Raw genomic sequence first — 20,718 nt, 5'->3', positions numbered from 1 at the left:
CGATGAACCATAAAAAAGGCCGACATTGAATGTCGGCCTCTCTAAATCTAACTTAAAGCTACAGCTAAGATTACTTAGACATTACTTTGTAGATTGGGTCTTCTGCAACGTTCGCTTCAACTAAGCTACCTGCTTTGTGCAGCATAGCAACACAGTCTTGGCTTAGGTGGCGAAGGTGAAGTGTTTTACCTAGCGCCGCGTAACGGTCAGCAATCGTGTCGATCGCTTCAATTGCAGAATGGTCAGTCACGCGTGAGTTTGCGAAATCAACGATTACATCTTGTGGATCGTTGTATGCGTCAAACAACTCTAGGAAGTTAGCCGTTGAACCAAAGAAGATTGGGCCGTTAACTTTGTACTCTTTTGAGCCTTCAGCGTTTACTGATGTATCTGCGTAGATGTGTTTAGCATGTTGCCAAGCAAACATTAGCGCAGAAGCGACAACACCAACACCTACTGCCACAGCAAGATCAGTCAGTACTGTTACTACGGTAACAAGAACGATAACGAAGAAGTCTTGTTTAGGAACGCGACGCGCAAGCTTGAAGGTTGCCCATTCAAATGTGCCGATAACAACCATGAACATTACGCCCACAAGTGCTGCTAGAGGAATCATTTCAATCAGTGCAGAACCGAACAGGATGAACATCAGTAGTGCAACTGCGGCGACGATACCTGAAAGACGACCACGACCACCTGAGTTTACGTTGATCATCGATTGACCGATCATCGCACAACCACCCATCGCACCGAATACAGAACACGTTACGTTAGCCATACCTTGACCAACACATTCACGGTTAGATTGACCACGAGTGTTTGTCATTTCGTCTAGTACTGTCAGTGTCAGCAGAGATTCAATCAGGCCGATAGCCGCAAGGATAATTGCGTAAGGCAGGATGATCTGTAGTGTATCTAAAGAAAACGGAACAGCAGGAATTGAGAATGTTGGAAGAGAGCCCGCTAGCGTAGCAGCTTCGTCACCAGACATTGTACGTAGGAAGTCGACAACAGTGCGAGTTTCAAGGTCAAGACCCACAACCAAAGCCGTTACTGTAACAATAGCAACTAATGAAGATGGTACTGCTGTTGTTAGCTTAGGTAGGAAGTGGATGATAGCCATTGTAAGGGCTACTAGACCTAGCATAAGTGTCATTTGACCGCTTGGTAACCAAGTCAACGCACCTGTTACGTCTGGCGCTTTAAACTGACCAAGCTGAGCTAGGAAGATAACAATGGCCAAACCGTTCACGAAACCAATCATTACTGGGTGTGGAACGATACGGATAAATTTACCTAGTTTAAATACACCTGCTGCAATTTGCAGAAGGCCAGCCAGCATAACGGCTGCGAATAGGTATTGAACACCATGGGTTGCCACTAGGCTCACCATTACAACGGCCATTGCGCCGGTTGCGCCAGAAATCATACCTGGACGGCCGCCAAAGACAGAAGTGATTAAACCTACGATGAATGCTGCATAAAGACCAACCATTGGGTCAACGCCAGCAACAAAGGCGAATGCTACAGCTTCAGGTACCAGAGCCAGGGCTACTGTAAGACCTGAAAGCACGTCATTCTTTACAGAGTGCTTTGAAAATTGTGGGAATTCGAACATGTTTGCTCAGCTATGCTTAAGATGGATTTACCGACACGGGTGTATTGCGTAGCCAAACAGTGATGGAAAAGAGCGGCAATAGCGAAGTGTCGAAAAGATAAGTGCGCGAATGCTACCCAAAAATGTGATTAAGTTCAAGGTTGAACCTAACTTTGAGTAATATATCTGTTAATTTTTATTCGATTAGTAGATATGAAAAAGGCTGCTTTAATAAGCAGCCTTTGATTCTATTTACTCGCGATTACCTATCAGTAATCACTAGTAGTTTGGCTTAGTCATCGCCGCGCCAGCTTTGTTCGACGCTGCCTGACTGCCTGCACCTTTCGATACAAAACGTTCAGTGCGGAACGGAGCTGCAATCACTTCAATCTCTTTGATCTCTTGAGGACCAGGAGCTTTAGTCATTGGTGAACCGGCTTGCTTCTTAGCAACAGCTGCCTTTGGTGCCGCTTTAGGAGCTTCTGCTTTAACAACAGGTGCTTCTTCAACTTTTGCACTTTCAGCTTTAGGCGCTTCAGCTTCAACAACTGGTGTTGCTTCTGCTTGCACAGCTTCTGCTACAACAGGCGCTTCAACTTTCGTCGCTTCTGCAACCACTGGTGCTTCTTCAACGACTGCAGGAGCTTCAACTACAGCAGGAGTCTCAGCTACTTGAGCTTCAACAGCAGCATCTTCACGACGGATGATAACTTTACCCATTGCAAGCTCTGGACATGCGAAGCCGCCAGTCATTGCTACGTTGCTTTGTGGTGCCGTCTCTAGAGCAACATTCTGCTCTTGAACAGATGTTTGAGCTTCAGCTGCTACTTGAACTTCAGCCACTTCAGGCTTTGCCTGCTTGTGGTGAGGTTTTGGAATGAAGCGAGGCATCACTTTACCCATAGCCATCTCTGGAGAAGCTACACCACCTTTACGTAGGCGGAATGGGTTAGGGCGACGATCACGACCGCGACGACGACGTTGACCACTTGCACGTAGGTGACGTGGAGAACGACGGTTACGACGTTGTTTCGGCTCTTCCTGTTCAGTTTGCTCTGCATTCGCTTGAGTTGCTTCTACTTGTTCCGCAACTTTTTGCTCTTGAGCTACTGACTGTTCTTTTGAAACAGATAGTTCTTTAGCAGCAACCTGCTCTTTTGAAGCGTTATCTTCAGCTTGAGCTTGTTGGTCTTTAACACGAACTTGCTTGTTCAGTTTACGACGCTGACGACGCTCTTTAATCTTAGCTGCTTTCGCTTCAGGTTTAGCCTTAGGCGCTTCCGGTTTACCAGCTTGTGCTTCTGCTGCTAGCTGTAGACCTTCTTCTGCTAATTTAGATGGTGCTTGCTCTTCGCGTTGCTTCTGCTCATCACGTGGCTTGTTGCGACGGTCTTGCTTAGGCTTGCGAGGCTGACGAGTTTGCTGTGGAGCTGCTTCTTTTTGCTCTTCAGGCTTCTCATCACGAGCTGGCTTACGGCGGCGTTTGTTGTCACGGTTTTCGTTACGATTGTCACCACGTTCACCACGGTCGTTACGCTGTTCGCCACGCTCACCACGTTGGTTACGACGACGGTTATCGTTACGATCACGGCGTTGACGGTTGCCGTTGTTACGATTGTTTTTAGGTTTTTCTTCTTCTTTCTTCTCTTCTTCTTTTTTCTCTTCTTGAGTTGAAGAGCCAAATAAGAAGCTACCGATAGCTTTGAAGAAACGACCAATTAGGCCTGGTTCTTGAGTCGCTGCTGGTTCAGCTTTCTTCTCTTCTACAGCTTTAGGTGCTGGAGCAGGAGTTGGTGCTGATTGAGCAGGAGCTGCGAAGCCTTTCAGAGCAGGTTCTTCGATCTTCTTAGGACGAATAGTCTGTTCAGCAGGCTCTTTGCTTTCCGCTTCTTTTAGAGCTTCTAGCTTGTTAGGCAGCAAGTAAGATAGTAGATCGAACTCTTCACCTTCACGAACACGGATAACCTCAAAATGCGGCGTTTCCATGTCTGAGTTAGGAACAACAGTGATCTTAACTTCTTGGTTCTTCTCGATGTGGTTTACTGAGCGACGTTTTTCGTTCAGAAGGTAAGAAGCGATTGGAACAGGCACAACAGCAAGTACTTGTGCTGTGTTGTCTTTTAGAGCTTCTTCTTCAATCAAACGTAGAACAGAAAGTGCTAGAGATTCGTTATCACGAACAACACCAGTACCTGTACAACGAGGACAAATGTGGTGGCTTGCTTCTGCTAGTGATGGGCTCAAACGTTGACGAGACATCTCTAGAAGACCAAAGCGAGAAATACGACCAATCTGAACACGTGCGCGATCTAAACGAACGGCATCACGTAGACGGCTTTCTACTTCGCGTTGGTGGCGAACCGGGGTCATATCGATAAAGTCGATTACAACAAGACCACCTAGGTCACGTAGACGTAATTGACGTGCAATTTCATCGGCAGCTTCTAGGTTAGTGTTAAGTGCTGTTTCTTCAATATCGCCGCCCTTTGTTGCACGAGCAGAGTTGATATCGATAGAAGTCAGTGCTTCTGTTGGGTCGATTACGATAGAACCACCAGATGGAAGACGAACTTCACGTTGGAAAGCAGATTCGATCTGGCTTTCAATCTGGTAATGGCTGAATAGTGGCACTTCACCATCGTATTTCTTAACGCGATTCATGAAATCTGGGCGTATTAATTGAATGTGCGCTTGTGCACGTTCAAAAATAGTATTGCTGTCGATTAGAATCTCGCCAATATCACGACGTAGGTAGTCACGAATTGCGCGAACAATAACGTTACTCTCTTGGTGAATTAGGAAAGGAGCTGCATTTGAATCAGAAGCTTGCTTGATAGCGCCCCAATGGTTCAATAGAACATTCAGGTCCCACTCTAGCTCTTCTGCGCTTTTGCCAACACCCGCTGTACGCACGATTAAGCCCATACCTTGAGGAAGCTCAAGAGTGCTTAATGCTGCTTTCAGTTGAGTGCGTTCATCACCTTCGATACGACGAGAAATACCGCCAGCACGAGGGTTATTAGGCATAAGAACTAAGTAACTACCAGCCAAAGAGATGAAAGTTGTCAGTGCAGCACCTTTGCTACCACGTTCTTCTTTCTCTACTTGTACGATTACTTCTTGGCCTTCTTTTAGCACTTCTTTAATGCTAGGACGGCCTTGGTATGTATAACCTTCAGGGAAGTATTCGCGGGCAATTTCTTTAAGAGGGAGGAAACCGTGACGTTCTGCGCCGTAATCAACGAATGCCGCTTCTAGGCTTGGTTCAATACGGGTAATACGTCCTTTGTAGATATTCGCTTTCTTTGACTCGTGACCTGGACTTTCGATATCTAGATCGAACAGTCGTTGGCCATCAACCAAAGCGACACGCAACTCTTCTTTTTGAGTTGCGTTAATTAACATTCTTTTCATTTAGAAGTTCTCATTGTCTTTTCTTATTTTCATCATTGTTCTTATCGCTTTATTTCGTTTCTCATGGTGCCAGATCCCATGGCTTTATCGGTGCAGCCTCCCGGCTGGAGAGGGATGCTCTGGGGCACGTCAGTCATCATAGGGAGTTAGCCTATGATCCGCGATGTGGCGGTGAATACTCAACATGAGTGTACGTGAGTAGAGCGATAAGGAACTCAGTTGACCGTGTCTTACGCCGATTGCAGCACTGTCTAATCTGAGTTATCTACTCATTTACTTGCTTATGAATGGTTAGCTGTTTAAATAATAGTCAAACCACTGATAGCAGCTGTGAACTATAGCAGCGGTCGGTAAACACAGCAATCTGCTTTGTCGGAATGCTGTAAAAAAAACAGTTTTTGTTTGGGTTTTGATAGCTCTAACTCACTGTCTATAAATAATTTATCAATTGATATTTTAATTTGCAGGAATCTTGGTGCTTTTTTGTTCGAAGAATCAAAGAAATATAGAACTTCGGCGACCATTTTGGGATAGATCGGTAAGGATTAGGGATAAATAAGTTCGGAATAGGGCTAAGAAAATCTCAATTATCAAAAGTGACAGTGATACAATAGCGCAATGAGCGAAATTAGAACCCAAGTCCAATTCGTCGACATTGACGAAGATATGGCTGGTCAGCGTATTGATAACTTCTTACGCAACCAATTAAAAAACATCCCGAAAAGCATGATTTACCGAATCGTGCGTAAAGGCGAAGTCCGCGTAAATAAAAAACGCATCAAGGCTGAATACAAACTAAAAGCTGGCGATTTAGTTCGTATCCCTCCGGTTACTATTGAAGAGAAAACAGAAGAGAACGTGCCGAGCACGAAACTCAACAAGGTTTCAGAATTAGAACAGTGCATCATTTATGAAGATGATCACATGCTAATTCTTAACAAACCGTCTGGCACTGCTGTTCATGGTGGTAGCGGATTAAAATTTGGCGCGATTGAAGCATTACGTGCTCTTCGCCCTGATGCTCGTTTTCTTGAATTAGTGCACCGTATCGATAGAGATACGTCTGGCATTTTGCTTGTTGCTAAGAAGCGCTCGGCGCTAAGACACCTTCAAGCACAGTTCCGTGAAAAAACGGTTCAAAAATACTACTTCGCTTTAGTTATGGGCGAATGGAAGAACAGCTGCAAAGTCGTCAACGCACCTTTGTTGAAAAATGAAGTGAACAGCATTGTTCGAGTTAACCCGAATGGTAAAGCTTCTGAAACCCGTTTTAAGGTTTTAGAAAAATTCCAAGAGGCGACGTTGATTCAAGCAAGCCCAATTACAGGCCGAACACACCAAATTCGTGTGCACGCTCAGTATACTGGTCACCCAATTGCTTGGGATGATCGCTACGGTGATCGTCGTTTTGACGCTTACACGGGTAAGGTTGGTCTTGATCGTCTGTTCCTACATGCAGCAAACATCAAGTTCACACACCCAGGTAGTGAAGAGAAGATGGATATCTCGGCGCCAATGGAAAGAAGGCTAGAGAAAGCCCTAACTGGTTTACGTAAGCTTTAAGAAGATACGAGATACGAGATACGAAGGTATAGAGTGCCTCTAAATTTGTTCTTCAGTATCCATAAATGAGAAAGGTTGACGAATATCGTCAACCTTTTTTGTTTTCATCTGTTGTAGAAGATCCCCAAGTCGCTCGTTCCTCGCTCTTGAGGATGACGACTTTTTAAAATCACGCTCTATATCATTAGTTGGTTAGATAAAATTGCGTGTTCCGCCATTCCCTAGACTGACGAAGGAAGGAGTAGGGAATCTCTAACAAAGAGAGCGTATCCGTTATAGTACACCCATTCCTTGCGCTTCTAACATATCGACTAGATCGATCAGCGGTAAGCCGATCAAAGTATTTGGGTCTTTCCCTTCCATCTGTTTAAACAACGCGATGCCTAACCCTTCACACATAAAGCTACCTGCGCAGTAATAAGGCTGCTCTTTTTCAACATAACTAATGATCTGTTGCTTAGTTAAATCGCGGAAATGCACTACAAAGGTGTCGAGACGTGTGTCAGCTTCATTGGTTTCGTTGTTCCAAACCGAAAGCCCAGTATAAAAAGTAATGCTCTTGCCGCTTTGACGAGATAACTGCTCGATCGCTTTTTCTCGAGTGTGAGGCTTACCAATGATCTCTCCATCAATTACGCAAACCTGATCAGAACCAATGACTAAGCTAGGTTGCTCCACAACACAAGACTTAGCTTTGGTCTCAGCAAGGCGCATCACCAACTGTTGTGGTGTCTCTTCTGGAAGCGGCGTTTCATCGCAGTCTGGCTTGGCTGTAATGAAGCTTAACTGTAGTTTTTTGAGGATCTCTTGCCTAAATGGTGATGTAGAGGCTAAAACTAGTTGGTAATTTCTCATTTTAATTTACAATTCAAGGAAGCATTTATCTCAGGATAACGTAACTTGTCCTGCTATTCATAATGCTCTGAATAGGAAAGGCAGGAAAGTACATTTTTTTTGCCATTTCCTTTGACTAAACACGATTTGGAAGATAAGATTCGCGCCCTATGCAAAAGGAAAAAATACCGCGTACAGTTGATCCGGCAAGAACGGCTCAAAAACGACTCGATATGGATGGTATCATCCAGGTCAGTCTTTTGAAGCGTTTAACTGAAGCAACTGAAGGCGTAAAACGTGACGCGCAAGTCTCAATGTCATTTGGGCTTGATGAACAACGATTAGTCGTTATCTCTGGTAAAGCTAACGTCGAAGTCGATTTAGAGTGTCAACGTTGTAATGAGGTTTTCGCACATGAGTGCGATGTCCAATTTACTTATACTCCTGTTTACAGTGAGAAAAGTGAAGAGGAAGCACCGGAAGAGTACGATTTGGTAGATCTGAACGAGTACGGTGAGTTAGACCTGATTCAATTAGTTGAAGACGAGTTCATCCTTGGATTGCCACAAATAGCAATGCACGACGATGCGAAATGTAGCGTTAACTCAAATAACTTGGTGTTTGGTGAACTTCCTGAAGAAATTGAGGAAGACAAAAAGCCGAATCCATTTGATGTTTTAAAAAGCTTAAAGAAGTAATTGCTTCTTTAAGAATTTACATAGGAGTAGGGTCAATGGCCGTACAAAAGAGCAAGAAATCACGTTCAATGCGTGGCATGCGTCGTTCACACGATGCGCTAACTACAGCTGCACTTTCTGTAGACGCAACTTCAGGTGAAACTCACCTACGTCACAACGTGACTGCCGAAGGTTTCTACCGCGGCAAAAAGGTTATCAACAAGTAAGGTTGACCTTTGCAAAATCTAACCGTTGCGCTTGATGCAATGGGCGGGGACTTCGGTCCTCGTGTAACAGTGCCTGCCGCCGTGCAGGCACTGTCGTATTTCCCAGAGCTAAAAGTCATTCTAATAGGTGATCGAAACGCGATCACATCTCAATTATCTTCATTAGGTCGAATGCCTGATTCTCGTTTGAGTATCCAGCATTGTGATCGAATCATTTCCAATTCTGAAAAACCTTCACTAGCCTTACGTAATAGTCAGGGTAGCTCTATGCGTGCCGCTATCGATCTGGTTGCCGAATCACAGGCTGATGCTTGTGTGAGTGGTGGTAACACTGGCGCATTGATGGCTTTATCCCGTTTCAGACTCAAGCTTCTTCCCGGTATTGATAGGCCTGCATTGGTTTCAGCTTTGCCTACTGCATCCGGAAATCGCACATGGATGCTTGATTTAGGGGCGAACGTTTCTAGTGACGCAGATTCACTGTTTCAGTTTGCTGTCATGGGCAGTGCATTAGCAGAACAACATTTAGGTCGCGCACCACGTGTCGCTATCTTGAATATCGGTGCAGAAGAAATTAAAGGCAATGACCTTGTAAAACGATGCGCTGAAATGTTGTCTAATACTCAGTCTGTGAACTTCATAGGCTATATTGAAGGTAATCAATTACTTCAAGATGCTGCTGATGTCGTCGTATGTGATGGTTTTGTGGGCAATGTCTGCTTAAAAACGTGCGAAGGTACGGCTCAGCTCTTTATTGATAAGCTAAAAACGCGCATGATGGCTTCAACAATAAAGGGTTGGATAGCCAGAATGCTGTTTTCTGAGCTATTTACTGAATTAAAAACCTTGAACCCCGACCAGTATAACGGCGCAAGTTTGTTAGGATTGCGCGGCATTGTCATTAAAAGTCATGGAAGTGCTGATGTGTCTGCAGTCGTCAACGCGATTGGTGAAGCAGTACACGAGGTCAAACGACAAGTCCCCAGCCGCATTAGCGATCGTTTGGAAGCGGTTTTACTCGAGAGGCATTATTAGTCTTCATGTATAGCAAAATTTTAGGTACTGGCAGCTACTTGCCATCTCAGGTGCGTACTAACGCAGACTTAGAGAAAATGGTAGAGACTAGCGATGAGTGGATCGTTGCTAGAACGGGTATTAAAGAGCGTCGTATTTCAGCGGAAAACGAAACCGTTGCTGATATGGCGTTTTACGCTGCTGAAAATGCCATTGAAATGGCAGGTATCGACAAAGAAGAGATTGATTTAATCATCGTTGCGACAACCAGCAGTAGCCACACATTCCCGTCTTCGGCATGTCAGGTACAAGGCAAGCTTGGTATCAAAGGCTGCCCTGCGTTTGATTTGGCTGCAGCGTGTTCTGGTTTTGTCTACGCACTGTCTGTTGCTGATCAACACATCAAGACTGGCATGTGTAAGAACGTTTTGGTAATTGGTGCGGATGCACTGTCAAAAACCTGTGATCCGACTGACCGCTCTACTATCATCCTATTTGGTGATGCAGCAGGCGCGGTGGTTGTAGGCGCAAGCGAAGAGCCAGGTATTTTGTCTACTCATATTTACTCTGATGGTAAATACGGTGAGCTTCTAAGCCTAGAAGTACCAGAGCGCGGCGGTGATGCAGACAAATGGCTGCACATGGCGGGCAACGAAGTATTTAAAGTGGCGGTAACTCAGCTTTCTAAGCTAGTTAAAGACACCTTAGCGGCGAACAATATGGATAAGTCAGAGCTTGATTGGTTAGTTCCACACCAAGCGAACTACCGTATTATCTCGGCAACCGCTAAAAAGCTGACGATGTCGCTTGATCAAGTAGTGATTACTCTTGATAAGCACGGCAACACGTCAGCAGCTACCGTACCAACGGCCCTAGATGAGGCTGTTCGCGACGGGCGAATTAAACGTGGTCAAACGCTTCTACTTGAAGCATTTGGCGGCGGCTTCACTTGGGGTTCTGCGTTAGTTAAATTCTAACCCTAAGCGATAATCAACAAACAAGGCACATAACTTATGTGCCTTATTCAATTTTTTGCTTTGCTTAAAGGAAAATTACAATGAGCAAATTTGCTATCGTATTCCCAGGCCAAGGCTCTCAAGCTATCGGTATGCTTGCTGACCTAGGCGAACAGTATGATGTTGTTAAAAAGACATTTGCTGAAGCTTCAGAAGCACTTGGTTACGATCTATGGGCATTGGTTCAAGATGGTCCTGTAGAAAATCTAAATGAAACTTTTCGCACTCAACCGGCTCTATTAACAGCGTCTGTTGCAATTTGGCGTGTATGGCAAGAGCTTGGCCTAGAGCAACCTGTAAATCTAGCAGGTCACAGCCTAGGTGAATATTCTGCTCTTGTATGTGCCGGCGTTATCGACTTTAAAGAAGCGATCAAGCTGGTTGAACTACGTGGTCAACTGATGCAAGAAGCGGTTCCTGCAGGTGTTGGTGCAATGTACGCAATCATCGGTCTAGACGATGAAGCGATTGCTAAAGCGTGTGAAGAAGCTGCGCAAGACGAAGTTGTGTCTCCAGTTAACTTTAACTCTCCTGGCCAAGTTGTTATCGCGGGTAACAAAGCTGCAGTAGAGCGTGCTGGTGCACTTTGTAAAGAAGCGGGCGCTAAGCGTGCACTTCCGTTACCTGTTTCTGTGCCGTCTCACTGTGCACTGATGAAGCCAGCAGCAGATAAACTAGCAGTGGCTCTAGAAGCTCTAGAGTTCAACACGCCAGCATTGCCTGTTATCAATAACGTTGATGTTATTGCTGAAACAGACCCTGCAAAAATTAAAGACGCACTTGTTCGTCAGCTATACAGCCCAGTTCGTTGGACTGAAGGTGTACAAGCGATGAATGAGCAAGGCGTTGAGAAGCTACTTGAATTAGGCCCTGGTAAAGTTCTTACTGGTCTAACAAAACGAATCGTAAAAACTATGACAGCTGCTGCAGTTAATGATACTGCATCACTAGAAGCTGCTAAGTAAATAACCACTTAATAGAGAAGTTATGATGAATTTAGAAGGCAAAGTTGCACTAGTTACAGGCGCAAGCCGTGGCATCGGTCGTGCAATCGCTGAACTTTTAGTTGAGCGTGGTGCTAAAGTTATCGGTACTGCGACATCTGAAGGCGGCGCAGCTGCAATCAGCGAGTACCTTGGTGAGAACGGTAAAGGTCTTGCTCTTAATGTAACGGATACTGACTCAATTGCTGCTACACTGAAAACCATCAACGATGAATTCGGTGCGATTGACATTCTAGTTAACAACGCAGGTATCACTCGTGATAACCTACTGATGCGTATGAAAGACGACGAATGGAATGACATCATCGATACTAACCTAACGCCTATCTTCCGCATGTCTAAAGCTGTATTGCGTGGCATGATGAAGAAACGTCAAGGCCGTATCGTAAACGTTGGTTCTGTAGTAGGTACTATGGGTAACGCTGGTCAAGCTAACTACGCAGCTGCAAAAGCAGGCGTAATTGGTTTTACTAAATCAATGGCTCGTGAAGTTGCGTCTCGTGGCGTTACAGTGAACACTGTAGCTCCTGGTTTCATCGAAACTGACATGACTAAAGCGCTAAATGATGACCAACGTGCAGCAACTTTGGCGAATGTACCAGCAGGTCGACTAGGTGACCCTCGCGAAATCGCTGAAGCTGTGGTATTTTTGGCGTCACCTGCGGCAGCTTATATCACAGGTGAAACACTTCACGTCAATGGCGGTATGTACATGGTGTAAATTATGTGCAACATTTGTGCATGATTTAAGTCAAGATCATACGTAATTTCGGTTAAAATCGTGAAAATTGTGGTTTGACCAGAAAAGTTGACCTTGCAACTTTCAATAGATTGAATAAACTACGGAAAACATCGCATAAAGCGAACTCTGTAAAGGAAAAGAAAAAATGAGCAACCTCGAAGAACGCGTAAAGAAAATCATTGTTGAACAGCTAGGTGTAGACGAAGCTGAAGTTAAAAACGAAGCTTCTTTCGTTGATGACCTAGGTGCAGATTCTCTAGACACAGTAGAGCTAGTAATGGCTCTAGAAGAAGAATTCGACACTGAAATCCCAGATGAAGAAGCTGAGAAAATTACTACTGTTCAAGCAGCTATCGATTACGTAACTAGCGCTCAGTAATAATCTCTCCCAGGCGGTCACCTCGACCGCCTGTGTTTTATCTAACTCATCTATCCTCATCTTAAATCACCTCAATCCCCGGAGTGTAAAATCGTGTCCAAGCGTCGTGTAGTTGTCACTGGCATGGGTATGTTGTCACCGGTAGGCAACACTGTAGAATCTTCTTGGAAAGCCCTGCTAGCTGGTCAAAGTGGTATCGTTAATATCGATCATTTTGATGCAACCAATTTCTCAACTCGTTTTGCAGGTCTAGTTAAAGACTTTAACTGCGAAGAGTATATGACTAAAAAAGATGCTCGTAAGATGGACTTGTTCATCCAGTACGGCGTCGCAGCAGGTATTCAAGCTTTAGATGATTCAGCCCTAACTATTACTGAAGAAAACGCTCCACGTGTGGGTGTTGCTATCGGTTCTGGTATTGGTGGTCTTGGTTTGATCGAAGCCGGTCACCAAGCTCTAACTGAAAAAGGCCCTCGTAAGATCAGCCCGTTCTTCGTACCGTCGACGATCGTGAATATGATTGCTGGTCACATGTCTATCATGCGTGGCCTACGCGGTCCAAACATCGCGATTTCTACTGCATGTACGACTGGCCTACATAACATTGGTCACGCGGCTCGTATGATTGCATACGGCGATGCAGACGCAATGCTAGCGGGTGGTGCTGAAAAAGCATCAACTCCACTAGGTATGGGCGGTTTTGGTGCGGCTAAAGCACTTTCTACTCGTAACGATGAGCCTCAAAAAGCTTCTCGTCCATGGGACAAAGGCCGTGATGGCTTCGTTCTTGGCGACGGTGCAGGCATGATGGTTCTTGAAGAGTACGAACATGCGAAAGCTCGTGGCGCTAAGATTTACTGTGAGCTAGTTGGCTTCGGTATGTCGGGTGACGCTTACCACATGACATCTCCAAGTGAAGATGGCTCAGGTGGCGCACTAGCAATGGAAGCGGCTATGCGTGATGCTGGCATTACTGGTGAACAAATCGGTTATGTAAACGCACACGGTACTTCGACTCCTGCAGGTGACGTAGCGGAAGTTAAGGGCATCAAGCGTGCTCTTGGCGAAGCAGGCAGCAAGCAAGTATTGGTTTCTTCTACGAAATCAATGACAGGCCACCTTCTAGGTGCTGCTGGTTCTGCTGAAGCTATCATCACGGCTATGTCTCTGGTTGACCAAATTGTTCCACCAACAATCAACCTAGATGATCCCGAAGAAGGCTTAGATATTGACTTAGTACCTCACACTGCGCGTGAAGTTAGCAACATGGAATATGCTGCATGTAACTCATTCGGTTTCGGTGGTACAAACGGCTGTTTGATCTTCAAAAAGATTTAATCATCTTATTAAAGACGTAAACACTCGTAGATAGTCACAATTAGACTTGTTTTTAAACGGCTTGATGCTTTAGCATTGAGCCGTTTCTTTTTATGGGGAAAAACATGTTTTGGGTTGATGGAGAAAGCCAGCAAACTATCGATATTTTGGATCGCTCGTTTCAGTACGGAGACGGCTGTTTTACGACAATGCTCGTGAGTGATGGTGAGATACAACATCTTCACGATCATCAGCACCGTGTCGACGAGTGCCTTAAAGCGCTACGCATTTCTGCTCTTGATTGGGATGTTGTTAGTCTTTGGCTCGATACTGCGCTTCAACACATCCAACATAACGCTCTTCATGGCACAAAGAGCCTTGATGGTTCAAAGAAGCTCCATAACGCCAACAAGCCTCATAATCAAAAAGCAGGGATCAAGCTGCACGTTAGTCGTGGAGCGGGTGGGCGTGGCTACAGTACCAAGAATATCGCCAAGCCGACAATCACCATCAGTACCTTTGATTACCCAAGCCATTATTCAGCGTGGCAAGACTCCGGTGTTGAACTCGGTATCTGCCATCAAGCGCTAGGTTTGAGCCCACTACTGGCTGGCCATAAGCACAATAATCGCCTTGAGCAGATTTTGATGAAAGATGAAATGGATCAAGCTAATGAAGTGGATGGTGTGGTTCTTGATATATCGGGCAATGTGATTGAAACTACCATGGCCAATCTGTTCTGGCGCAAAGGTCAGTCGATATACACACCTCAACTCACTCAAAGTGGTGTCGCGGGGGTTATGCGTAAGCAAGTGTTAACCGCGCTGAATCAGGCTGAACTTTCCGTTACAATTAGTGACTACTGCTTATCTCAACTCATGCAAGCTGATGAGGTTTTCATGACAAACTCCATTTTAGGGGTTGCCCCAGTTACCCGTATTAGTGATACCCAATTTAACATTGGAACCGTTACTCGTAGCCTTCAAGGACAACTAAACTCGTGATCAAAAAGTTATTTATTTTTATTATCTTGTGCTTAATTGCAGCCGGTGCTGCTGGTTTTTATGTTTACAACCAAGCGCAAGATAACCTGAAACAAGTTATTCAATTAGAAAAACCACAAGTCGTGACTGTTGCTTCAGGTAGCAGCTTTAACCGCGTTCTAGCCCAGTTGATTAACGAGGGGCTGTTTGAGGCTTCTCCTTACGAGAAATTAATCCGTAAGTTACATCCTGAGCTTGTAGACGTAAAAGCGGGTACTTTCCTGCTTGAACCGGGTTTAACCTTAGAGCAAGCGCTACAGGTGCTTGTAGAAGGGAAAGAACACCAGTTTACTATTACCTTTGTTGAAGGCAGTCGTTTTGACGAGTGGCTTGTTCAGCTAAAAGACAATGAATTCATTCAACAGACGTTGAATGATGTCTCTGAAAAAGAGATCGCACAAAAGCTTGGTATCGAAAATGAAAAGCTAGAAGGTCTTTTCTTAGCGGAAACATACCACTACACCTATGGCACAACGGATTTAGATTTGTTGAAACGTGCCCACCGAGATCTGATGAACGTGGTCAATGATGAGTGGGAAAATAGAGCCGATAAACTGCCTCTTAAATCGCCATATGAAGCGCTAATTCTTGCGTCTATCATTGAGAAAGAGACCGCTGTTGCGTCAGAACGTGAGCGTGTGTCTTCTGTGTTCGTTAATCGCTTGAACAAGCGTATGCGTCTGCAAACTGACCCAACGGTTATCTACGGCATGGGCGACAGTTACAAAGGCAATATACGTAAGAAAGACTTACGTACTCCAACGCCATACAACACTTATACAATGAGTGGTTTACCACCGACGCCGATTGCAATGGCGGGCAAAGCGTCTATCAATGCTGCGCTGAATCCAGAGAAGAGCAACTACCTGTATTTCGTTGCGAGTGGAACTGGCGGTCACGTATTTTCAAAGAGTTTGACTGAGCATAACCGTGCAGTACGAGCTTACTTAAAGCAATTAAGAAAAAACAAATAAAGAAATAATTATGAATCAGTCGAAATTTATCGTAGTTGAAGGCCTTGAAGGTGCTGGCAAAAGTACAGCAATCAATGCCATCGTTGAGACATTAAAAGCATCGGGTGTTGAAGATATTGTTAATACTCGCGAGCCGGGTGGTACTGTCTTAGCTGAAAAGATGCGTTCATTGGTTAAAGAAGAGCACGAAGGCGAGAAGCTTCAAGACATGACTGAATTGCTGTTGATGTATGCAGCACGTGTTCAATTAGTCGAGAACGTCATCAAGCCGGCACTCGCCAATGGTCAATGGGTATTGGGTGATCGTCATGATATGTCTTCACAGGCATACCAAGGTGGTGGTCGCCAGATCGCGCGCACGACTATGGAATCACTGAAAGCAACCACGCTAGGCGGCTTTAAACCCGATCTAACGCTATATTTGGACCTAGACCCTAGAGTAGGGCTAGAGCGTGCTAGAGGCCGTGGTGAGCTTGATAGAATTGAAAAGATGGACATCTCATTTTTCGACCGCACGCGTGAGCGCTATCTAGAAATTGCAGAACAAGATGATTCTGTACTTGTGATTAACGCGCAGCAAGAAATTGAGCAAGTAGCCGCTGATATTAAAGTCGCGCTAACTGCTTGGCTCGACAAACAGTAGGTAGTCATGGCTGAAGTGTATTCTTGGCTCACACCGGTATGGAGTGAGTGGAAAAAAAGTCTCGATGCGGAGCGTTTTCCTAACTCTGTGATTGTTAATGCACCGGAAGGGCTCGGCGTTGATGCTTTGATTAGCCAACTTACCGACGCATTGATGTGCACGAACTATGAAAGCGAGTCGTGCGGGTTTTGCCACAGCTGTGAGTTAATGAAGTCGGGCAGTCATCCTGATTTTCATGTGATCTCACCCGAGAAAGAAGGTAAGTCGATCACGGTTGATCAAGTGCGTGCCAGTAACCGCTGGGCTCAAGAGTCTTCTCAGTTAGGTGGTTTGCGCGTTATTTTGCTTAACCCTGCTGAAGCAATGAACGAATCGGCTTCCAACGCACTATTGAAAACTCTGGAAGAGCCATCAAGCAAGTGCATCTTCATTCTGTCTACTCGTAACAGTAATCGCTTAATGCCGACTATTATTAGCCGTTGTCAGCAATTCAATGTGGTTAGTCCGCAGTTAGAGACAGCATCAGCGTGGTTAGATGGTGAAGTGGGCAAAGCGGTACCGCAGTATATTTTAGCACTCAATGACAACGCGCCTTTAAAAGCAAAAGCGATGTTTGAGCAAGGTGGCGTTGAAGCTTCAACAAAAGCGCTCGATGGCTTTGTGAATGTGATAAAAGGCACTCAACCTGACATGCTAAAGTTCTCTACAGAGCTTAGCAAAGACCCTTTGATTCAACTTGGCTGGCTTTGGCATCTATTGTCAGATGTACAGAAGCTGCATTTTGGTTTGGCGAATCAGGCTTTCACTCCGAGTGCGAAAGCACTGTGTGAGGCGATGTCTTATCAAAGTGCTTATGCAGCATCGAATAAACTGCTGACATTGATTGAGCAGTTAAAGCAACACCCTGGGCTCAATACGGAGCTACTCATAATGAATTGGCTGATAGCCACTTGCGAGGAAACATGTTCGTAGATTCCCACTGTCATTTAGACAAACTGGATTACCAAGATTTACACACCAGCGTAGAAGATGTGGTTAACAAGGCGAAGGCTGCTAATGTAGACCAATTGCTTTCTGTCGGTGTGACACTCGATTCGTTTGAAAATATGCTCGAGATGATCTCGCCGTTTGATAACGTTAAAGCCTCTTGTGGCGTTCACCCTCTCGATGTTGAAAGTGATTTCAGCCTAGAGACAATGCGTGAATACGCGAGCAACCCTAAGGTTGTGGCGATTGGAGAGACAGGTTTAGATTATCACTACCAACCAGAGACGGCGGAGCTGCAACAGCTACGATTTAAGCAGCATGTTGAGTTAGCCGTTGAGCTGAATAAACCTTTGATCATTCACACTCGTAACGCACGTGAAGACACATTAGCTATTTTACGTGATGGCGGAGCTGAGAAGTGTGGCGGTGTGATTCACTGCTTTACCGAAGATCAAGCATTCGCAGAAGCAGCAATGGAACTAGGTTTCTATATCTCAATTTCAGGCATTGTGACCTTTAAGCAGGCTACAGAACTTAAAGAAGTTGTTAAAAACCTACCGCTAAACAGGTTGCTGATCGAGACGGATTCTCCATACTTGGCGCCCATTCCATATCGTGGAAAGCAGAATCAGCCTGCATATGTCGTCGAAGTGGCGGCCTACATTGCGCAATTAAAAGGTGTGTCGATGAAAGAGGTTGCCGAACAAACGACCAAAAATTACCAAAAACTTTTTTTGCGATAAAAATCTAAGTAAACAAATAAAAGGGAGCAAAAGCTCCCTTTTTGTGTTTTTGATCACCAAAAATACGTTTTTTTTTAATGTTTACGAATTATGTTGAACTTGAGAGCGCTAATTATAACATTTGTAATTTTGTTACTAAAAATAACATTCGCTCCTATTTTATTTACCCAGTAAAATAATAGGGCTCTTGAAAAATACTTATATATTTCAATGCATTAAACACTTGTAAAGCATTGCATTTCTAGATTTGACATGTGATCCAAGACGTGTTTTGAAACTAAATTTCGTAAGTGACTAGAAAGTTAGTTCCCCATCAATATATATTTAGCGGCAGAAAATATAATGCAATACATGGTTACATTTTCGCAGGGTGCTAACATATAGGCTACGGGGGTGTGCCGTTAGAACCCAATATAATTATTTTATCTTTATCAGGAGCATAAACATGTTTAAGAACCTTTTTGCTAGCCTGCAGAAAGTTGGTAAGTCTCTGATGCTTCCAGTATCAGTTTTACCAGTTGCGGGTATTTTGCTAGGTGTCGGTGCAGCAGATCTTCCTTTCATTCCAGAAATCGTTTCAAACTTAATGGAACAAGCTGGTGGTTCAGTATTCGGTCAAATGGCACTACTGTTCGCAGTAGGTGTTGCACTTGGCTTTACTAACAACGATGGTGTAGCGGGTCTAGCTGCTATCGTTGGTTATGGCATCATGACTGCTACACTTGGCGTAATGGCTGGTGTAATGGGCGTTGATAAAATCGATACTGGTGTACTAGGTGGTATCCTAGTCGGTGGTGTTGCTGCTTGGGCATTCAACCGTTTCTTCCGTATTCAACTACCAGAGTACCTTGGCTTCTTCGCTGGTAAGCGTGCTGTGCCAATCATCACAGGTTTCTCTGCGATTGGTCTAGCAATCCTACTATCTGTAGTATGGCCACCAGTTGGCGGCGCTATCTCTGCGTTCTCTGATTGGGCTGCTCACCAAAACCCACAAGTGGCGTTTGGTATCTACGGTATCGTTGAGCGTTCTCTAATTCCATTTGGTCTTCACCACGTTTGGAACGTACCTTTCTTCTTTGAAGCTGGTACTTGTGTAAACGCTGCTGGCGAAACTCAAAACGGTGTTCTTACTTGTTACTTAGTTGCTGATGACGCATCTCGTGCAGCGGGCAATGGCTTCGGTCAGCTAGCTGGTGGTTACATGTTCAAGATGTTCGGTCTACCTGCTGCTGCAATCGCGATTGCACACTCAGCTAAGCCTGAAAACCGCGCTAAAGTAATGGGCATCATGGCTTCTGCTGCGTTGACTTCATTCCTAACGGGTATCACTGAACCAATCGAATTCTCTTTCCTATTCGTTGCTCCAGTACTGTACGCAATCCACGCTCTACTAGCTGGTTCTGCATACGTTCTTGCGAACACTCTAGGTTTTGTACACGGTACATCTTTCTCACACGGTCTAATCGACTTCCTAGTTCTATCTGGCAACGCGTCTAAGATGGGCCTAATGGTTGTATGTGGTATTGCTTACGCTGCAATTTACTACATCGTATTCCGCACTGTGATTAAAGCTCTAGACCTTAAAACTCCAGGCCGTGAAGACGAGACTGAAGAAGAGTCAGTTGCGACTGGTTCTGAACTTGCTGGTGAGCTAGTTGCTGCATTCGGTGGTAAAGCGAACATCACTGGTCTTGACGCTTGTATTACTCGTCTACGTGTTGCAGTAGCTGATACAGCTCTTGTTGACCAAGACAAGCTGAAGAAACTAGGCGCTGCAGGTGTTGTAGTAGTAGCGGGTGGCGTACAAGCTATCTTCGGTACTAAGTCTGACAACCTTAAGACAGACATGGATGAGTGGATCCGTAACAACGGTTAATTCTCTGATTCAATAAATTGAAAGGAGGCCGAAAGGCCTCCTTTTTTGTTTTCTGCTCTATGAAAGATCTATTGTGCTTAATCTCCATTAACTCAGATACTTATCATTCAACTCGATCAGTTGATGGTTGCTCTTAAATTTTTCGTGTCTTTTATCTTTTACCCAGCGATGACACCTTTTGCTGAGATTCCAGTAGACTTCCGTTTTTTAAATACAGTCTGAGAATATTATGAAACATCGTTACTTGATCGGCCTTATGTGCTGCAGCGGAGCCTCGTTTGCTCAAGCTTCTGAAGCTCCAGCTTTGGAAGTGGGACTCGCCATTGACCAAGACCTGAGTGTCGTTGTGGAATTTGATCAGAAATACCGTGCTACGATTGGCAATGACGGCGCTGCCTTTGATTACATTTTGAAGCGTGGTCAGTTCGAGACTGAAGCTCCGTTGAGCTGGTACGTCGGTGCTGGTGCTTGGGCTGAATGGAATGACGACTTTGGCTTACGCTTGCCGTTAGGCGTGAAAGTGAATTTCTACGAAGGTTGGAATGCTTACGCTCAAGTTCACCCTGAACTCGATATGTATAAAGGTGTTGAGTTGCAAGTGGGCGGCGCTTTAGGTGTTACCTATAAGTTCTAACCTGAACTAAAACCGTTTTAATAATGAAAAAACC

Annotated in this window: 19 protein-coding genes; 16 read left to right on the top strand and 3 right to left on the bottom strand. The window is 44.8% G+C overall.

What is annotated here, in order from left to right; translation table 11 throughout:
- Positions 1–70: 70 nt before the first annotated feature.
- Together AB4274_RS21050 and rne are read right to left on the bottom strand one after the other, a co-directional pair.
- Positions 71–1,618 (bottom strand): SulP family inorganic anion transporter, encoded by a 1,548-nt coding sequence (locus AB4274_RS21050; protein WP_017062156.1) that lies wholly within the window; start codon positions 1,616–1,618, stop codon positions 71–73.
- A 258-nt stretch (positions 1,619–1,876) separates the two neighbouring features.
- The gene (rne, locus tag AB4274_RS21045) at positions 1,877–5,011 is read right to left on the bottom strand and encodes a ribonuclease E (RefSeq protein ID WP_102427873.1); all 3,135 of its coding nucleotides are present in this window, start codon (positions 5,009–5,011) and stop codon (positions 1,877–1,879) included.
- Positions 5,012–5,629: 618 nt separating this feature from the next.
- On the opposite strand from rne, the gene rluC reads away from it, so the two are divergent.
- Positions 5,630–6,574 (top strand): 23S rRNA pseudouridine(955/2504/2580) synthase RluC, encoded by a 945-nt coding sequence (gene rluC / locus AB4274_RS21040; RefSeq protein ID WP_017054981.1) that lies wholly within the window; start codon positions 5,630–5,632, stop codon positions 6,572–6,574.
- A 273-nt stretch (positions 6,575–6,847) separates the two neighbouring features.
- On the opposite strand, the gene AB4274_RS21035 is transcribed toward rluC, so the two are convergent.
- Positions 6,848–7,429, bottom strand: coding sequence for a nucleoside triphosphate pyrophosphatase (locus tag AB4274_RS21035; protein WP_017067204.1), 582 nt, complete (start codon positions 7,427–7,429; stop codon positions 6,848–6,850).
- Between the two features lie 149 nt (positions 7,430–7,578).
- On the opposite strand from AB4274_RS21035, the gene yceD reads away from it, so the two are divergent.
- The 15 genes from yceD (at position 7,579) to AB4274_RS20960 (ending at position 20,684) form a co-directional block, all read left to right on the top strand.
- Positions 7,579–8,106, top strand: coding sequence for a 23S rRNA accumulation protein YceD (yceD, locus tag AB4274_RS21030; protein ID WP_017062153.1), 528 nt, complete (start codon positions 7,579–7,581; stop codon positions 8,104–8,106).
- A 35-nt stretch (positions 8,107–8,141) separates the two neighbouring features.
- Positions 8,142–8,312, top strand: coding sequence for a 50S ribosomal protein L32 (gene rpmF / locus AB4274_RS21025; RefSeq protein WP_004737376.1), 171 nt, complete (start codon positions 8,142–8,144; stop codon positions 8,310–8,312).
- Between the two features lie 9 nt (positions 8,313–8,321).
- On the top strand, positions 8,322–9,347 hold the full coding sequence (gene plsX, locus AB4274_RS21020) for a phosphate acyltransferase PlsX (RefSeq protein WP_372113120.1): 1,026 nt from the start codon (positions 8,322–8,324) through the stop codon (positions 9,345–9,347).
- A 5-nt stretch (positions 9,348–9,352) separates the two neighbouring features.
- On the top strand, positions 9,353–10,303 hold the full coding sequence (locus AB4274_RS21015) for a beta-ketoacyl-ACP synthase III (RefSeq protein WP_017054985.1): 951 nt from the start codon (positions 9,353–9,355) through the stop codon (positions 10,301–10,303).
- Positions 10,304–10,383: 80 nt separating this feature from the next.
- Positions 10,384–11,307, top strand: coding sequence for an ACP S-malonyltransferase (gene fabD, locus AB4274_RS21010; RefSeq protein WP_017063479.1), 924 nt, complete (start codon positions 10,384–10,386; stop codon positions 11,305–11,307).
- Between the two features lie 25 nt (positions 11,308–11,332).
- On the top strand, positions 11,333–12,067 hold the full coding sequence (gene fabG / locus AB4274_RS21005) for a 3-oxoacyl-ACP reductase FabG (RefSeq protein ID WP_029235138.1): 735 nt from the start codon (positions 11,333–11,335) through the stop codon (positions 12,065–12,067).
- A 166-nt stretch (positions 12,068–12,233) separates the two neighbouring features.
- Positions 12,234–12,467: an acyl carrier protein gene (gene acpP, locus AB4274_RS21000; RefSeq protein WP_004737381.1), complete on the top strand. Its 234-nt coding sequence runs from the start codon at positions 12,234–12,236 to the stop codon at positions 12,465–12,467.
- 93 nt (positions 12,468–12,560) lie between these two features.
- Positions 12,561–13,805, top strand: coding sequence for a beta-ketoacyl-ACP synthase II (gene fabF, locus AB4274_RS20995; protein WP_010437291.1), 1,245 nt, complete (start codon positions 12,561–12,563; stop codon positions 13,803–13,805).
- A 104-nt stretch (positions 13,806–13,909) separates the two neighbouring features.
- A complete protein-coding gene (pabC, locus tag AB4274_RS20990) occupies positions 13,910–14,788 on the top strand; it encodes an aminodeoxychorismate lyase (protein WP_065583975.1) in 879 nt (292 codons plus the stop codon).
- The gene (gene mltG / locus AB4274_RS20985; RefSeq protein WP_372099116.1) at positions 14,785–15,801 is read left to right on the top strand and encodes an endolytic transglycosylase MltG; all 1,017 of its coding nucleotides are present in this window, start codon (positions 14,785–14,787) and stop codon (positions 15,799–15,801) included. The genes pabC and mltG overlap by 4 nt, the downstream gene beginning before the upstream one ends.
- Before the next feature lie 10 nt (positions 15,802–15,811).
- Positions 15,812–16,444: a dTMP kinase gene (gene tmk, locus AB4274_RS20980; protein WP_017062148.1), complete on the top strand. Its 633-nt coding sequence runs from the start codon at positions 15,812–15,814 to the stop codon at positions 16,442–16,444.
- A 6-nt stretch (positions 16,445–16,450) separates the two neighbouring features.
- Positions 16,451–17,416, top strand: a complete 966-nt coding sequence (locus AB4274_RS20975) for a DNA polymerase III subunit delta' (protein ID WP_017062147.1) — start codon at positions 16,451–16,453, stop codon at positions 17,414–17,416.
- Positions 17,407–18,174 (top strand): TatD family hydrolase, encoded by a 768-nt coding sequence (locus AB4274_RS20970; RefSeq protein WP_017063483.1) that lies wholly within the window; start codon positions 17,407–17,409, stop codon positions 18,172–18,174. The genes AB4274_RS20975 and AB4274_RS20970 overlap by 10 nt, the downstream gene beginning before the upstream one ends.
- A gap of 445 nt (positions 18,175–18,619) precedes the next feature.
- Positions 18,620–20,050 (top strand): PTS glucose transporter subunit IIBC, encoded by a 1,431-nt coding sequence (ptsG, locus tag AB4274_RS20965; protein WP_017062145.1) that lies wholly within the window; start codon positions 18,620–18,622, stop codon positions 20,048–20,050.
- 229 nt (positions 20,051–20,279) lie between these two features.
- The gene (locus tag AB4274_RS20960; RefSeq protein ID WP_017062144.1) at positions 20,280–20,684 is read left to right on the top strand and encodes a hypothetical protein; all 405 of its coding nucleotides are present in this window, start codon (positions 20,280–20,282) and stop codon (positions 20,682–20,684) included.
- The last annotated feature ends 34 nt before the right edge of the window (positions 20,685–20,718 follow it).

Origin of the sequence: Vibrio sp. 10N.261.55.A10 (assembly GCF_041470825.1) — a bacterium.
GTDB classification, from domain to species: Bacteria; Pseudomonadota; Gammaproteobacteria; order Enterobacterales; family Vibrionaceae; genus Vibrio; species Vibrio crassostreae_C.
This window is presented reverse-complemented; position numbering and strand designations above follow the sequence as displayed.

Bases quoted from the DNA above. Each gene is read 5' to 3' on its own strand.
- AB4274_RS21050 (WP_017062156.1), bottom strand. From the start codon at position 1,618: ATGTTCGAATTCCCACAATTTTCAAAGCACTCTGTAAAGAATGACGTG.
- rne (WP_102427873.1), bottom strand. From the start codon at position 5,011: ATGAAAAGAATGTTAATTAACGCAACTCAAAAAGAAGAGTTGCGTGTC.
- rluC (WP_017054981.1), top strand. From the start codon at position 5,630: ATGAGCGAAATTAGAACCCAAGTCCAATTCGTCGACATTGACGAAGAT.
- AB4274_RS21035 (WP_017067204.1), bottom strand. From the start codon at position 7,429: ATGAGAAATTACCAACTAGTTTTAGCCTCTACATCACCATTTAGGCAA.
- yceD (WP_017062153.1), top strand. From the start codon at position 7,579: ATGCAAAAGGAAAAAATACCGCGTACAGTTGATCCGGCAAGAACGGCT.
- rpmF (WP_004737376.1), top strand. From the start codon at position 8,142: ATGGCCGTACAAAAGAGCAAGAAATCACGTTCAATGCGTGGCATGCGT.
- AB4274_RS21015 (WP_017054985.1), top strand. From the start codon at position 9,353: ATGTATAGCAAAATTTTAGGTACTGGCAGCTACTTGCCATCTCAGGTG.
- fabD (WP_017063479.1), top strand. From the start codon at position 10,384: ATGAGCAAATTTGCTATCGTATTCCCAGGCCAAGGCTCTCAAGCTATC.
- fabG (WP_029235138.1), top strand. From the start codon at position 11,333: ATGAATTTAGAAGGCAAAGTTGCACTAGTTACAGGCGCAAGCCGTGGC.
- acpP (WP_004737381.1), top strand. From the start codon at position 12,234: ATGAGCAACCTCGAAGAACGCGTAAAGAAAATCATTGTTGAACAGCTA.
- pabC (WP_065583975.1), top strand. From the start codon at position 13,910: ATGTTTTGGGTTGATGGAGAAAGCCAGCAAACTATCGATATTTTGGAT.
- tmk (WP_017062148.1), top strand. From the start codon at position 15,812: ATGAATCAGTCGAAATTTATCGTAGTTGAAGGCCTTGAAGGTGCTGGC.
- AB4274_RS20975 (WP_017062147.1), top strand. From the start codon at position 16,451: ATGGCTGAAGTGTATTCTTGGCTCACACCGGTATGGAGTGAGTGGAAA.
- AB4274_RS20970 (WP_017063483.1), top strand. From the start codon at position 17,407: ATGTTCGTAGATTCCCACTGTCATTTAGACAAACTGGATTACCAAGAT.
- ptsG (WP_017062145.1), top strand. From the start codon at position 18,620: ATGTTTAAGAACCTTTTTGCTAGCCTGCAGAAAGTTGGTAAGTCTCTG.
- AB4274_RS20960 (WP_017062144.1), top strand. From the start codon at position 20,280: ATGAAACATCGTTACTTGATCGGCCTTATGTGCTGCAGCGGAGCCTCG.